Source organism: Bradyrhizobium sp. USDA 4486 (genome assembly GCF_054057995.1).
The window spans coordinates 3,178,640-3,191,268 of sequence record NZ_JBSRZV010000001.1 but is presented as its reverse complement, the minus strand read 5'-3'; the positions used below and the strand labels follow the sequence as shown (position 1 = coordinate 3,191,268).

The window sequence follows — 12,629 nt, the reverse complement described above, 5'->3', positions numbered from 1 at the left end:
GCCCCTGCAGCGCGGAGGCCCAAGTCACCCAGGAGAGAGGATTGTTCGCGTCGCCGGGCGCGATCTGCTCGTGATCTGGAACGACGGCGACGTCGTCGCCTGCGACCGCGCCTGTCCGCACGACCAGGCCGATCTCGGTCTTGGGCAACTGACGGCGGGGCGGCTGCGCTGCCCGCACCAGCGGCGTCATTCGACCTGTGCGACGGCGCCATCACTGCGGGCTGCCCGACCCCACGCTGCGGCTCTATCGGGCTAAGGTCAAGGGCGTTCAAATCTGGATTGAAGCGCCTCAACGACCGGTCACGATGCCCGTCATCTGGCCAACGTCTGCCCGGCTGCGATGATCTTCATCCCGTGCCGCGACGGCGCGAGCCATGCCGAGCATGAATGGGTGAACCCGATCATGTCGCGGCCGGCACCGCCGTGCTGGCACAGCTGCTGCGCGAACTCGCCTTCGCGCCTGCCATCGAGGCGTGAGGACGCCGATGCAGGATGTGGCTCCTCGGGACGACCCGCGAGGCGATGGCCTGTCTCGGCGCGGCCGTCACCATCGTCGCGACCGACGGGGCTGCGGGCGGCGCCACATCGGCGTCCTGCGCCGCCGACCTTACCGACGGCGACGCAACGGTTGGACGTAGCGCAGACACACCCAAGTCAAGCGTTTACTCCAGCAAGTTGCTCGCTGATCGACGCCGTTCATCTAAAGCAATCATGCTCACTATCATCACCTGGATCTGGTGATCGCCCTTGCTCCCTCAATCCGGCTTGTCTGCAACGGCGATCAGCTCGTGACGCGAAAATTGCAATCGGCCGAGCGGACGACCAGCCAAACTGCACTTGCAATGTTTAGTAAATCGTGCATTACTAAACAAATCGAGCCTGCCGGGCCTATAGAATCCGGGTGGCGCGAGGAAACGCCAGTTTAGTTGTTCAGCTCGTCTTGGACTGTGTCGCTCTGCTCGAAGCATTCGAGCGGGTAGGAAAGCCGCGCCATGTCGATGGCCGGCGCACTCGGAGGGAACGTGCAATGAAACGAACGATGAAGACGCTTGTAGTGACATGCGGGGCTGTTGTCGCCGCGTTCGGCGTCGGAGCGGGTACCACGCCCGCGCAGGCGCAAGGCAAGACCATCACGCTGTGCTGGGCCGCATGGGATCCTGCCAACGCGCTGGTCGAATTGTCGAAGGACTTCACCGCCCAATCGGGTATCGGTATGAAGTTCGAATTCGTGCCGTGGACCAATTACGCCGATCGATTCCTGAACGAACTCAATTCGCATGGCTCGCTGTGCGACCTCATCATCGGCGATTCACAATGGATCGGCGGCGCCGCGGAGAACGGCCAGTACGTCAAGCTCAACGATTTCTTCAAGAAGGAAGGAATCAGCATGGACGACTACATGCCGGCCACGGTGGTCGGCTATTCCGAGTGGCCGAAGAACACGCCGAATTACTGGGCGCTGCCGGCGATGGGCGATGCGGTGGGCTGGACCTATCGCAAGGACTGGTTCGCGCGGCCGGAAGTGCAGAAGGACTTCAAGGCCAAGTACGGCCGCGAGATCGGCGTACCGAAGACGCTCGATGAACTCAAGGACATCGCGCAATTCTTCCAGGGGCGCGAGATCGACGGCAAAAAGGTCTACGGCGCCTCGATCTATACCGAGCGCGGCTCGGAAGGCATTACCATGGGCGTCTCGAACTATCTCTACGATTACGGCTTCAAATACGACGATCCGAAGAAGCCCTATGCGATGGATGGGTTCGTGAACTCGGCCAGCGCGGTGAAGGGGCTCGAGGCCTACAAGGAGCTTTACAAGTGCTGCACGCCGCCCGGCGCCTCAAACTCCTACATGTCGGAAGGACTTGATGCCTTCAAGTCCGGCCAGGTCGCGCTGCAGATGAATTTCTTCGCGTTTTTCCCGGGCCTCTACAAAGATCCGAATGTTGGCGGCGACAAGATCGGTTTCTTCGTCAATCCGGCCGGTCCCGCCGCACAGGCGACGCAGCTCGGCGGACAAGGCATCTCGGTGGTCTCCTACTCCAAGAACCAGGCCGAGGCGCTGCAATACATCAAGTGGTTCTCCGGCGGCGACGTCCAGAAGAAGTGGTGGGCGCTCGGCGGCTATTCCTGCGCCAAGTCCGTGCTGAACGACCCAAGCTTCCCGAACAGTGCGCCTTTTGCCAAGGAGTTCCTGCAGTCGATGGGAATGGTCGTCGACTTCTGGGCCGAGCCCTCCTACGCCCAGCTGCTGCAAGCCGAGCAGAAGCGCGTGCATGACTACGTGGTTGCCGACAAGGGCACCGCTCAGGAAGCGCTCGACGGTCTGGTGAAGGACTGGAAGGCGATCTTCAAGGAAGAAGGCAAGAAGTTCTGATGCAAGCTGCCCGGAGCGCGTGTGCTCGCGCTCCGGGCTTCCTTCGAGATGACCGGAATTCGTCGCAGTGTCGACGCCGAGTGCCAGGATCGGTTCACGCAATGAACGAATTGAGTGCCTCTTCGCGGATCACCTATCGGGCCGTCATGGTCCGGCCGGGCGTGGCGCGCCGCATCCAGGGCCTGTCGGACAGGACGCTCGCCTGGCTCTTCATCACGCCGACGATCGTGCTGCTGCTGGCGATCAATATCTTCCCGCTGCTCTGGACGATCTATCTGTCGTTCACGAACTACCGAGCGAACAGGGCCAATGTGCCGACGATCTGGCTGGGCGCTGACTGGTACCAGTCGATCCTGACCGATCCTGACATCTGGGCGGCAATGCAGGTGACCGCGCATTTCGTGATCTGGACGGTGGTGATCGAGACCGTCCTCGGATTCGGCCTGGCCTACCTCATCGACAAGAAATTCCGCGGCCACGGCATGTGGACCACGATCATCCTGCTGCCGATGATGCTCTCGCCGGCCGTCGTTGGCAATTTCTGGACGTTCCTATACCAGCCCCAGATCGGCCTGTTCAATTACGTCGTCGCCTTCTTCACCGGCCGCGCAGCCTCGTCCTTCCAGATGCTGGGCGACGTCACGCTGAGCCCCTGGGCCATCGTCATCGTCGATGCGTGGATGTGGACGCCGTATGTGATGCTGATTTGTCTCGCCGGCCTGCGCTCGATTCCCGACTACATCTACGAGGCGGCCGAGGTCGATCGCGCGTCCAAATGGCGGCAGTTCTGGTCGATCACGCTGCCGATGGCGCTGCCGTTCATCATGCTGGCCGTGCTTTTCCGCGGCATCGAGAATTTCAAGATGTTCGACATGGTCAACCTGCTTACCGGCGGCGGGCCGGGATCGACCACGGAAGTCGCCTCGATCACGCTCAAGCGGGCGGCGTTCGAGAGCTGGCGCACCGGCTATTCCTCGGCCTTCGCGATCATCCTGTTCGTGACGGTCTTCGGACTCGCCAACATCTATGTAAAGGCGCTGAACAAGGTGAAAAGCCGATGACATCAGCCACCACGGCCCATTCAGTCGTCGAGCCGTCGGCCACGACGCGGCGATTTGCCGGCTCGCTCGTCGTGCTCTACGCCATCATCACCATGATCCCGCTGGTCTGGATCATGCTCACCGCATTCAAGTCGCCTGACGATGCGATCTCCTATCCGCCGAAGGTGATTTTCAAGCCGTCGCTGGAAGGCTTCTGCAACCTGTTCACGACCCGCTCGCGCCAGACGCCGGAATTCATCCGTTCGCTGGGGCCGCCGCAAGGGCTGTGCGATGACATCGCCCGCAGCCGCAACATGGTCGTCGCCGGCCCCTCGAACTATGTGCCGCGGTTCGTCAATTCGTTGATCATTGCGTTTGGTTCGACCGTGCTCGCCGTGGCTTTGGGTACCCTCTCGGCCTACGGCTTCTCCCGGTTCCGCGTGCCGCTGAAAGATGACCTGCTGTTCTTCATCCTGTCGACCCGGATGATGCCGCCGATCGCGGTCGCGATCCCGATCTATCTGATGTACCGCACCATCGGCTTGTCCGACACCAGGCTCGGGATGATCCTGCTCTACACCTCGGTCAATGTCTCGCTGGCCGTCTGGCTGCTCAAGGGGTTCATCGACGAAATCCCGCGTGAGTACGAAGAGGCCGCGATGATCGACGGATACACCCGCTTCCAGGCGTTCGTGAAGGTGGTGCTGCCGCAGGCCACCACGGGAATCGCGGCAACCGCAATCTTCTGCCTGATCTTCGCCTGGAACGAATACGCTTTCGCGGTGCTTCTCACCTCGGGTAATGCACAGACGGCGCCGCCATTCATTCCGATCATCATCGGCGAGGGTGGGCAAGACTGGCCGGCAGTGGCCGCCGGCACGACTCTGTTTCTGGTGCCAATCGTGGTGTTCACGGTCTTGCTTCGCAAGCATCTGCTGCGCGGCATCACTTTTGGAGCTGTCCGCAAATGAGTATCGACGCCACCCCATCCATTGCGCGGCGCCGTCTTGCGGATCGCCTTCTGCGCCGCGGCCCGCTCGAAGCCATCGCGACGACGGTCATCGCCGCCGGCGTGGTGATGCTGATGCAGCCATTGTCTCTGACACTGTATTCCTGGTCGTTTGCGACGACCCTGTTCGGCACGGTGATGTTCACCATCGTGTCCAAGGTCCCGGAGTAGCGCGCGATGGCACAGATCAAGGTCGAGGCGCTCGACAAATCCTTTGGTACCTTCCATGCGGTCAAGTCCGCCAGTTTCACCGTGGAGCACGGCCAGTTCCTTTGCTTGCTCGGACCGTCCGGCTGCGGCAAGACCACGACGCTCCGCATGATCGCCGGCCTGGAGCTGCCGACGGCGGGCACGATCCGGCTCGATGGCGAGGACGTGACGATGAACCGCGCGTCGGCGCGCGACATTGCCTTCGTGTTCCAGCTCTTCGCGCTCTATCCGCACATGAATGTCCGGCGCAACATCGGCTTTCCCCTGAAATGCGAGGGCATCGGCGCGGCCGAGCGTGATCGGCGGGTCGTCGAGGCTGCGCGCATCCTGAGGATCTCGCATCTGCTCGACCGCTCCGTCTCCGGCCTTGCCGGCGGCGACCGGCAGCGTGTTGCGCTGGGGCGGGCGATCGTGCGCAAGCCAAAGTGTTTTCTAATGGACGAGCCGCTCGGCGCGCTCGATACCGAGATGCGGGACGCCATGATTCATGAATTGCGGGCCCTGCATGACCGGCTGGGCGCGACGACCGTTTATGTCACTCATGACCAGCTGGAGGCCATGGCGATGGCCGACAGGATCGCGGTGATGAACAACGGCGTCGTCGAGCAGGTGGCGAGCCCGCGCGACATCTATGACCGGCCCGCTTCGCTGTTCGTCGCCGACTTCATCGGCTCGCCGCCGATGAACTTCCTGCCGTTCCGCGGCGGCCTGCAGAGCGGTGCAGAGGCCATCCGGCTCGGCGAGCGTGACGTTGCAATTCCTGCCGCGCGCGAGGCGATGGCGGAAAGCGAGCTGGTGCTCGGGGTGCGGCCCGAGCATGTGCGCTTCACCGATCGCGGCATGGTGCGCGGAGAGGTCTATGGCACGGAATATCTGGGCACGACGCAGATCGTGACGGTAACGACGCATTACGGTGCGCTCAAGGCCCGCTCGCCCAGTAGCAGATCCTTCCGGACCGGTGAGACGGTCGGGCTCGACTTCCGGCCCGATACGCTGTCGATCTTCGACAAGGCATCCGGCCGGGCTATACGCACTGCGCTGCATGAAGGAGGCGCGCATGGCTGAGGTCGAGATCGTCTCCGTCTCCAAGGCCTTTGGCAAGACGCAAGCCTTGAGCGATCTATCGCTGACCGTCGGGGACGGCGAGTTCGTCGCATTGCTCGGCCCGACGGGCGCCGGGAAGACCACCGCATTGCGCTTGATCGCCGGATTGGAGCAACCGGATTCTGGCTCGATCCGCGTCGACGGGCGCAGCGTGACCGGCGATGCGCCGGCGGACCGCGATGTTGCGTTCGTCTTCCAGCAATATTCGCTGTATCCGCACCTGACCGTGTTCGAGAACATGGCCTTCGCTCTGCGCGCGCCGACTCGGCGGGTGCCGGAAGCGGACATCCGCACGAAGGTGCGGGAGGTTGCACGCCTTCTTCATATCGAAACCAAGCTGGACAACAAGGCAACGCAGCTGTCGGGCGGCCAGATGCAGCGGGTCGCGATCGGTCGGGCGCTGGTCCGCTCGCCCTCGATCTATCTGATGGACGAGCCGCTCTCTTCGCTGGATGCCAAGCTTCGCGGCGAGCTCCGCCTCGAGCTCAAGCGGATCCAGGTCGATCTTGGCGCGACGATCCTCTATGTCACCCACGATCAGACCGAGGCAATGACCATGGCGTCGCGCATCGGCGTGATCGAAGGCGGGCGGCTGATGCAGATCGGCACGCCGCGCGAGATCTACGAGAGCCCGATCAACGCGCATGTCGCAGCAAGGCTGGGCCAGCCGGTGATCAATTTGCTGCCGGCGGCCCTGTTCGGCGGCGTGCCCGCCGGCGTCGAGACGATTGGCGCGCGGACCGAGCACCTGACGATTGCCCGCGGCGGCGGCGACATATCGGCAACCGTCAAGCGGGTCGAGCACCTCGGCGATCAGAGTCACCTTCATCTCGATCTCGCCGGCCGGCCGGTTGTGACCCTGGCAGATCCCGAGACGGGTTTTGGGGCCGGAGACGTCGTCTCGCTCCGTTTGAATAAACCGCTGTTTTTCGATGCGAATGGCTGGAGGGTAGCGGCATGAGCCTTGATCGCGTGGCCAGGGAAAGATTGGTGCAAGCGATGGCAGCGTCCGTGATCGAGCATGCGGACGAGTTGACGAGCCTCGACCAGGCGATTGGCGATGGGGATCACGGCCTCAACATGAAGCGCGGTTTCGAAGCTGTGCTCGCCGCATTGCCGGGCCTTGCCGAGAAGTCGCTCCCCGAAATGCTGAAGGCGATCGGAATGACATTGGTCATGAAGGTCGGCGGTGCATCGGGGCCGTTGGTCGGAACTTTCTTCATGGAACTGGGCAAGACCCTTCCGGAGCAGCCGAGCCGAGCCGATCTGGTCGCTGCGACGGAGAAGGCAATCGAGGCCGTCAAGGCGCGTGGCCGTTCGGAGGCAGGACAGAAGACGCTGCTGGATGTCCTGGTGCCGGTGCACGCGGTTCTTGCGGGAGGCGGTGATGCCAAGGCAATCGTGGCCGAGGCTGTGCAAGCGGCCGATCGCACCACGCCTATGCAGGCCATTCGCGGCCGTGCGTCGTTTCTTGGCGAACGTTCCATCGGCCATATGGACCCGGGCTCGCGCTCCGTGTCCCTTCTGATCGGCGCAGCAGTTGAGACATTGGAGTTCGAGGCCAAAACATGAGCAACGTCGGAATTGTCATCGTGTCGCATTCGCCGAAGATCGCCGAAGGCGCGGCCGATATGGTGCGCCAGATGGTCGGTGACGCAGTGCCGCTGGCCTGGACCGGTGGCGATGTCGATGGCGGCCTAGGTACGAATGTTGCCGGAATCCTCGAGGCGATCGAGACGGCCTGGTCACCGGCGGGGGTTGCGATCCTCGTCGATCTCGGCGGTGCGGAGACCAATTCGGAGATGGCGGTCGAGATGCTCCCGGAAGACCGGCGCGCGCGCGTGTTGGTCTGTAATGCCCCGGTGGTCGAGGGGGCCGTCATCGCTGCGACCGAATCTTCGGGCGGCTCATCGCTTGCCGCCGTTAAGCGCAGTGCGGAGGAATTCTATGCATGATGCCAACGCCAACCGGGCGGCCCAGACGTTTGTGCCGCTGACCGCTTCGGCGGTCCTCGTCAATCCGGTCGGCCTGCACGCGCGGCCATCGGTGAAGCTCACGCAATGCGCGAAAGGCTTTGTCGCCAAGATCGAAATTGCGCTTGCAGCCGAGGGGCCCTGGACCGACGCCAAGAGTCCGGTGAAAGTGATGCGTGTGAAAGCGCCGCAGGGTGCAACGCTGCATTTCCGCATTGCCGGCCCTGATGGCGAGGCGGCGCTCGCGGCCATGCTGGCACTGGTGCATGACGGTTTTGGCGAGGCGTAGAATCGTGGGCGAGATTCACCTCACCGGCCATCCCGCCTCGCCAGGCCTCGCCATCGGCCCGGTCGCCGTGTTGACGAGTGCCGTGGCGAGCAGGGTGACGAAGGGCGATCCCGCGCAGGAGGCCGCAGCGCTGAAGGCAGCGATCGAGGGGGCCGCAGCCGAGCTTGCCGAACTGATCGCGACGGTCCATGGCGAGGCCGCGGAAATCCTGGAATTCCAGGTCGCAATGCTCGGTGACGATGCGCTCGCGGAGGGGGCTTACGAGGCTGTTGCGGGCGGTACGGCTGCCGACGAGGCCTGGCGCGCAGCACTCGACGCGGAGATCGCCGGCTACCGCGCGGCGGATGAGGAGTATTTCCGCGCCCGTGCCGCCGACCTCGTCGACATTCGCGATCGCGTGCTCGCAGGGCTGAACGGCGCAAACACAATCGCAAAAATCTCCGGAGATTCCGTCGTCACGGGTGACGATATTTCGCCGTCGACGTTCCTCGCCGTGGACTGGACCCGCGGCGGTGCCATTGCGCTCGCCGGCGGATCGTCGTCGTCGCACGTTGCGATGCTCGCCCGGTCGCGCGGCGCCCCCATGGTGGTTGGACTAGGTCCACTACCGTGGAGCGGACAGCCGCCGTCATTGGCACTGGTCGACGGCGATACCGGCAGCGTGATCTTTGATCCCAAGCCGGAAACGCGCCGCCAGTTCGAGCAGCGCATGGCGGCGGCGCGTGCCGCGCAGATCGCCGCCGACGCGGGCCGCCTCAAGCCGGCGCTGACGGCCGATGGAAGGCGCATCGCCGTCCTTCTCAATGTCGCCGCACCCGAAGACCTTGCGGGTCTCGACCCCGCAATCTGCGACGGCATCGGCCTCGTGCGCACCGAGTTTCTGTTTGAAGGATCGAGGGGCCTGCCCGGCGAGGACGCGCAATACGCCGTCTATCGCCGTATCCTCGAGTGGGCCGCAGGACGGCTCGTGACGATCCGCACCCTCGATGCCGGCGGCGATAAGCCTATCCCTGGCGTGACCGTCGATGGTGAGCGCAATCCATTCCTGGGCTTGCGCGGGATCCGGCTCTCGCTGGTGCGGCCGGAGGTGTTTCGCGTGCAGTTGCGGGCGCTGTGCCGGGCGGCCGTGCATGGGGCGCTGAAGGTGATGCTGCCGATGGTCGCTATCCCTTCGGAGCTCGACCGGGCCAATGCCATGCTGGACGTTGAATTTGCGGCCCTCAGCGCAGAGGGCATCGCTTGTGCCCGGCCGCCGCTCGGCATCATGGTCGAGGTCCCATCCGCAGCGTTATGCGCAGAGGAGTTCGGCGCGGCGTTCTACTCGATCGGGTCGAACGACTTGACCCAATACACAATGGCAGCGGCACGCGATATCGGCGCGGTCGCCGACCTCAACGATGCCGGCCATCCAGCGGTGCTCGCGCTGATCGCGCGAACGGTCGAGGCCGGGCGCAAGCGGGGCGTCGAAGTCTCGCTCTGCGGCGATGCCGCGGCGGACACGCGTTTGACGAAGGCGCTGCTGGCGACAGGCTTGACGACTCTGTCGGTCTCGCCGATTGCGGTGGCGCGGCTCAAGGCCGCCATTGCCGGGGTGACCGCATGAGTGAAGACGCAGGCGAAGACACAAGCCGGCCGGGCGACAGCAATGTTGCGGATTACAAGCTCATCCTGCGACGGGCGCTCGACAACCGGCCATCCGGGACGCGCTTGAAGCTTGCGGCGGCGCTCGGCAAGAACCGGTCATTCGTCAGTCAGATCACCAACCCTGCCTATCTGGTGCCGATTCCGGCCAAGCATGTCGCGATCATCTTCGAGGTCTGCCATCTCTCCGGTACCGAGCGGGCGGCGTTCCTCGAAGCCTATGGCCGTGCGCATCCGGGACGGCTGCGCGGCGCCCATCGTGAGGTGCGCACGCGCGTCGTGACAGTGACGGTGCCCGATCTGGGCGACGATAAGAAAAATCGTGCGCTGGAGCAGCTCATCGTCGACTTCGCTGCTCAGCTCGCGCGCTACGCCGAAAGCATCGGCTGACGAATTCGAAATGCAAGAAAGATAACCGGGAGGACGCAATGAAAAAACTGATCAACAGCGCCGACACGGTGCTCGAAGAGAGTCTCGACGGGTTAGCGGTCGCACATGCTGACATTCTGCTGCTCGGCGCCGAGCGGAAGTTTGTGCGCCGCCGTACGCTCACGCCGGGCAAGGTCGCGCTGATCTCGGGCGGGGGCTCCGGCCATGAACCGCTTCATGCGGGCTTCGTCGGCCATGGCATGCTCGATGCCGCCTGTCCGGGCCAGGTCTTCACCTCACCGACGCCGGATCAGATGATCGAGGCGGCGGAGGCCGTCGACAGCGGGGCTGGCGTGCTCTTCATCGTTAAGAATTACGAAGGCGATGTGATGAATTTCACCATGGCCGCTGAGATGGCCGGACGCGATGTCGGGAGCGTAGTGACCAATGACGACGTCGCGGTCGAGAAATCGACTTACACGACCGGTCGCCGCGGCGTCGCGGGCACGCTCATCGTGGAAAAGATGGTCGGCGCCGCGGCCGAGAAGGGAATGCCGCTCGCCGCTCTCAAGACGTTGGGCGATGATATCAACCGGCGTACCCGCTCGATGGGCGTGGCGCTGCTGCCGTGCACCGTTCCGGCGGCGGGTCGGCCGAACTTCACCCTGGCTGACAACGAAATGGAGATGGGTGTCGGCATTCATGGCGAACCGGGACGCCGCAGGGTGGCGCTGGGCTCTGCCGATGCGATTGCTGCCGAGATGCTCAACGCGATCTTGGGGGATCTCGCGCCGAGCAAGGGTAGTGAAGTGCTTCTTCTGATCAACGGGTTTGGCGCGACGCCGCTGATCGAGCTCTATCTGATGACCAACAGCGCCAAGCGCATTCTGGACGGAGCGGGAATCACGGCTACGCGTTTTCTGACCGGTTCCTACGTGACGTCCCTCGACATGGCTGGTGCTTCGATCACCGTCTCCGTGTTGGACAGCCGGTCAAAGGAATTGTGGGATGCGCCGGTGCATACCGCCGCGCTCCGCTGGGGTATCTGATTGACGGGAACGAAGAATCAAAATGAACGACAAAGCGATACGCCTGAGATGCAGATGTTCGGGACTCTCGCGCTCGGCATGATCGTGGTGCCGCAGCGACACTTTTGCTGGCACAGGTTGCGCTCGCCGGCGCATCCGCCAGCGCATCGTCGGAGTACAGCCGGAGTAGCCAGATGGCCGTCGTACATCAGATGTGCCAGTCGCAAAACGCCGATTTGCGGTCACGGAATTTTCGATCGTATGTGCGCGGCCACTCATGAGGCAGCGCAAGCTTGTCAATTCGTCGGGCCGTCGCGCTAATGGCCTCGCGGATTAGTTCTGCTGATCCTGGTGAGGATAAAATGGTATCGAAGGTTCGGGTCGCTCCCCCGCTACCAATCCTGCGAGTTTTACGCGCCAAGTTACGATTTGTCCGATTTCGCGCCTTTGATGGTATGGTCTATTGCAGGGGCCGGAATTGTCTTCCAGCGAGACCCCTGCTTCACCAAGGTGATCAACTCCGCGGTCAAAACGCTGTGCTGCAAGCGCTCGACCTCCGTTGAGAACTGAGCGAATCTTCCCCTGCACCTCTCGCCTGAGGCGGGGCTTAGCAGAAACCCTCAGCTCTTCGCGCCAGAACCTCTCAGCGCATTCCATGCCGCCTGATTGGCGTGGTCGAACGCCTTGCGGGATTCCGCGAGCGCCGCGCTTAGAACGGACCATGACTCGCTACCAGCCTGCTTCAGCTTCTGCAGACGCGCTTCCGCTTCTGACGCATCGGATTTCAGCTGCTTGAGTGCGGCATCGAAATCCCCGGTATGCGTTGCCGCCACCTTGCCCGCGGCCTCACGGAACTTGTCGGCGGCCTCGCGCCAGGCCTTTGCCTGGGCGGCTGCGATGTCCTTGAACGTCGCTTGCTGCTGCTCGACCTGCTTGCCGGCGCTTTCGAAATACGTCTTCATCTGCGCTTCGAAGCCGTTCCATTGCTTCTCGAGTTCGGTCCTGCCGCGCGCCCAGGCCGCTTCGCCGGCTTCGGCTTGTGCCTTGAGCTGAACCTGGAATTCGTCGCGGCGCTTCTTCAGATCGGCGATGATCTGCTCGGCCTTGACCTTCGATTCGGCCTTGGCCTCGCCCGCCCTGACCTCGAACGAGGCGAGCGCGGCGTCCATCTCGTCGATACGCTCCTTTGCCCAATTCAGATAGAAATGCATGCTGCTCTGCTCTGACATGACCGTCTCCATTGGCTGTTCGAATTGGATGATCTCCGATCTCGGCTTTGCTCGCGTTGACTTGGCTCAACTGTCTTTGTCGTCTGGGCCACGTCCTTCAGGCCGCGAGATAGGGAAACAACCTTGCCCCTTCAGCCCTGGTCGTTGGCCGAGGAGGCGATGGGTCGGAAGCAATCGCTGCATAGAAGTCGCTCGGAGCCATCAATTCGGCATCACGGGGTAGCACATCCTCATTGAAGGTCGCTTCGCGTATGTGCAGGGCGTTGGTCAGGCCGTTGTCTTCCGCAAGATCGAGCCTGAAAGGGCGGTTGGTCTTGAATCGCGTGGCTTCTTTGAGAGAAGACATGATCGTAGGCTCCGTGA

Annotated in this window: 15 protein-coding genes and 1 pseudogene; 14 read left to right on the top strand and 2 right to left on the bottom strand. The window is 63.1% G+C overall.

Annotation, left to right across the window (positions count from 1 at the left end; translation table 11 throughout):
* Positions 1–70: 70 nt before the first annotated feature.
* The 14 genes and pseudogenes from ACVWY3_RS15850 (at position 71) to dhaK (ending at position 11,058) form a co-directional block, all read left to right on the top strand.
* Positions 71–256 (top strand): Rieske 2Fe-2S domain-containing protein, encoded by a 186-nt coding sequence (locus ACVWY3_RS15850; RefSeq protein ID WP_456839271.1) that lies wholly within the window; start codon positions 71–73, stop codon positions 254–256.
* A gap of 45 nt (positions 257–301) precedes the next feature.
* A pseudogene (locus ACVWY3_RS15845) lies at positions 302–477 on the top strand (M20/M25/M40 family metallo-hydrolase); the annotation flags it as partial.
* Positions 478–1,039: 562 nt separating this feature from the next.
* Positions 1,040–2,374 (top strand): ABC transporter substrate-binding protein, encoded by a 1,335-nt coding sequence (locus ACVWY3_RS15840; protein ID WP_456839270.1) that lies wholly within the window; start codon positions 1,040–1,042, stop codon positions 2,372–2,374.
* A gap of 101 nt (positions 2,375–2,475) precedes the next feature.
* Positions 2,476–3,435 carry a carbohydrate ABC transporter permease gene (locus ACVWY3_RS15835; protein WP_456839269.1) on the top strand — a complete coding sequence of 320 codons (960 nt, stop codon included), beginning with the start codon at positions 2,476–2,478 and terminating at the stop codon, positions 3,433–3,435.
* The gene (locus tag ACVWY3_RS15830; protein WP_456839268.1) at positions 3,432–4,385 is read left to right on the top strand and encodes a carbohydrate ABC transporter permease; all 954 of its coding nucleotides are present in this window, start codon (positions 3,432–3,434) and stop codon (positions 4,383–4,385) included. The genes ACVWY3_RS15835 and ACVWY3_RS15830 overlap by 4 nt, the downstream gene beginning before the upstream one ends.
* Positions 4,382–4,594, top strand: a complete 213-nt coding sequence (locus ACVWY3_RS15825) for a hypothetical protein (protein WP_456839267.1) — start codon at positions 4,382–4,384, stop codon at positions 4,592–4,594. Before ACVWY3_RS15830 ends, ACVWY3_RS15825 begins: the two co-directional genes overlap by 4 nt.
* Positions 4,595–4,600: 6 nt before the next feature.
* Positions 4,601–5,698, top strand: coding sequence for an ABC transporter ATP-binding protein (locus ACVWY3_RS15820; protein ID WP_456839266.1), 1,098 nt, complete (start codon positions 4,601–4,603; stop codon positions 5,696–5,698).
* Positions 5,691–6,698 carry an ABC transporter ATP-binding protein gene (locus tag ACVWY3_RS15815; protein ID WP_456839265.1) on the top strand — a complete coding sequence of 336 codons (1,008 nt, stop codon included), beginning with the start codon at positions 5,691–5,693 and terminating at the stop codon, positions 6,696–6,698. The genes ACVWY3_RS15820 and ACVWY3_RS15815 overlap by 8 nt, the downstream gene beginning before the upstream one ends.
* Complete coding sequence (gene dhaL, locus ACVWY3_RS15810) at positions 6,695–7,309, top strand: dihydroxyacetone kinase subunit DhaL (protein ID WP_456839264.1); 615 nt, start codon at positions 6,695–6,697, stop codon at positions 7,307–7,309. Before ACVWY3_RS15815 ends, dhaL begins: the two co-directional genes overlap by 4 nt.
* The gene (gene dhaM, locus ACVWY3_RS15805; protein ID WP_027557143.1) at positions 7,306–7,692 is read left to right on the top strand and encodes a dihydroxyacetone kinase phosphoryl donor subunit DhaM; all 387 of its coding nucleotides are present in this window, start codon (positions 7,306–7,308) and stop codon (positions 7,690–7,692) included. The genes dhaL and dhaM overlap by 4 nt, the downstream gene beginning before the upstream one ends.
* Positions 7,685–7,999, top strand: coding sequence for an HPr family phosphocarrier protein (locus ACVWY3_RS15800; RefSeq protein WP_051377959.1), 315 nt, complete (start codon positions 7,685–7,687; stop codon positions 7,997–7,999). Before dhaM ends, ACVWY3_RS15800 begins: the two co-directional genes overlap by 8 nt.
* Positions 7,977–9,602, top strand: a complete 1,626-nt coding sequence (gene ptsP, locus ACVWY3_RS15795) for a phosphoenolpyruvate--protein phosphotransferase (protein ID WP_456839263.1) — start codon at positions 7,977–7,979, stop codon at positions 9,600–9,602. Before ACVWY3_RS15800 ends, ptsP begins: the two co-directional genes overlap by 23 nt.
* Entirely contained in the window at positions 9,599–10,030 is a 432-nt protein-coding gene (locus ACVWY3_RS15790; protein WP_456839262.1) for a hypothetical protein, read from the top strand. The genes ptsP and ACVWY3_RS15790 overlap by 4 nt, the downstream gene beginning before the upstream one ends.
* A gap of 38 nt (positions 10,031–10,068) precedes the next feature.
* Positions 10,069–11,058: a dihydroxyacetone kinase subunit DhaK gene (gene dhaK / locus ACVWY3_RS15785; protein ID WP_456839261.1), complete on the top strand. Its 990-nt coding sequence runs from the start codon at positions 10,069–10,071 to the stop codon at positions 11,056–11,058.
* A 599-nt stretch (positions 11,059–11,657) separates the two neighbouring features.
* Here the strand turns inward: dhaK and ACVWY3_RS15780 are convergent.
* Positions 11,658–12,266: a sll1863 family stress response protein gene (locus tag ACVWY3_RS15780; protein WP_456839260.1), complete on the bottom strand. Its 609-nt coding sequence runs from the start codon at positions 12,264–12,266 to the stop codon at positions 11,658–11,660.
* Positions 12,267–12,363: 97 nt separating this feature from the next.
* Positions 12,364–12,612 (bottom strand): hypothetical protein, encoded by a 249-nt coding sequence (locus ACVWY3_RS15775; protein ID WP_456839259.1) that lies wholly within the window; start codon positions 12,610–12,612, stop codon positions 12,364–12,366.
* Positions 12,613–12,629: the final 17 nt, after the last annotated feature.

What these genes read in the sequence shown, in the direction of transcription:
- ACVWY3_RS15840 (WP_456839270.1), top strand. Translation starts at nt 1,040, where the DNA reads ATGAAGACGCTTGTAGTGACATGCGGGGCTGTTGTCGCCGCGTTCGGC.
- ACVWY3_RS15835 (WP_456839269.1), top strand. Translation starts at nt 2,476, where the DNA reads ATGAACGAATTGAGTGCCTCTTCGCGGATCACCTATCGGGCCGTCATG.
- ACVWY3_RS15830 (WP_456839268.1), top strand. Translation starts at nt 3,432, where the DNA reads ATGACATCAGCCACCACGGCCCATTCAGTCGTCGAGCCGTCGGCCACG.
- ACVWY3_RS15825 (WP_456839267.1), top strand. Translation starts at nt 4,382, where the DNA reads ATGAGTATCGACGCCACCCCATCCATTGCGCGGCGCCGTCTTGCGGAT.
- ACVWY3_RS15820 (WP_456839266.1), top strand. Translation starts at nt 4,601, where the DNA reads ATGGCACAGATCAAGGTCGAGGCGCTCGACAAATCCTTTGGTACCTTC.
- ACVWY3_RS15815 (WP_456839265.1), top strand. Translation starts at nt 5,691, where the DNA reads ATGGCTGAGGTCGAGATCGTCTCCGTCTCCAAGGCCTTTGGCAAGACG.
- dhaL (WP_456839264.1), top strand. Translation starts at nt 6,695, where the DNA reads ATGAGCCTTGATCGCGTGGCCAGGGAAAGATTGGTGCAAGCGATGGCA.
- dhaM (WP_027557143.1), top strand. Translation starts at nt 7,306, where the DNA reads ATGAGCAACGTCGGAATTGTCATCGTGTCGCATTCGCCGAAGATCGCC.
- ACVWY3_RS15800 (WP_051377959.1), top strand. Translation starts at nt 7,685, where the DNA reads ATGCATGATGCCAACGCCAACCGGGCGGCCCAGACGTTTGTGCCGCTG.
- ptsP (WP_456839263.1), top strand. Translation starts at nt 7,977, where the DNA reads ATGACGGTTTTGGCGAGGCGTAGAATCGTGGGCGAGATTCACCTCACC.
- ACVWY3_RS15790 (WP_456839262.1), top strand. Translation starts at nt 9,599, where the DNA reads ATGAGTGAAGACGCAGGCGAAGACACAAGCCGGCCGGGCGACAGCAAT.
- dhaK (WP_456839261.1), top strand. Translation starts at nt 10,069, where the DNA reads ATGAAAAAACTGATCAACAGCGCCGACACGGTGCTCGAAGAGAGTCTC.
- ACVWY3_RS15780 (WP_456839260.1), bottom strand. Translation starts at nt 12,266, where the DNA reads ATGTCAGAGCAGAGCAGCATGCATTTCTATCTGAATTGGGCAAAGGAG.
- ACVWY3_RS15775 (WP_456839259.1), bottom strand. Translation starts at nt 12,612, where the DNA reads ATGTCTTCTCTCAAAGAAGCCACGCGATTCAAGACCAACCGCCCTTTC.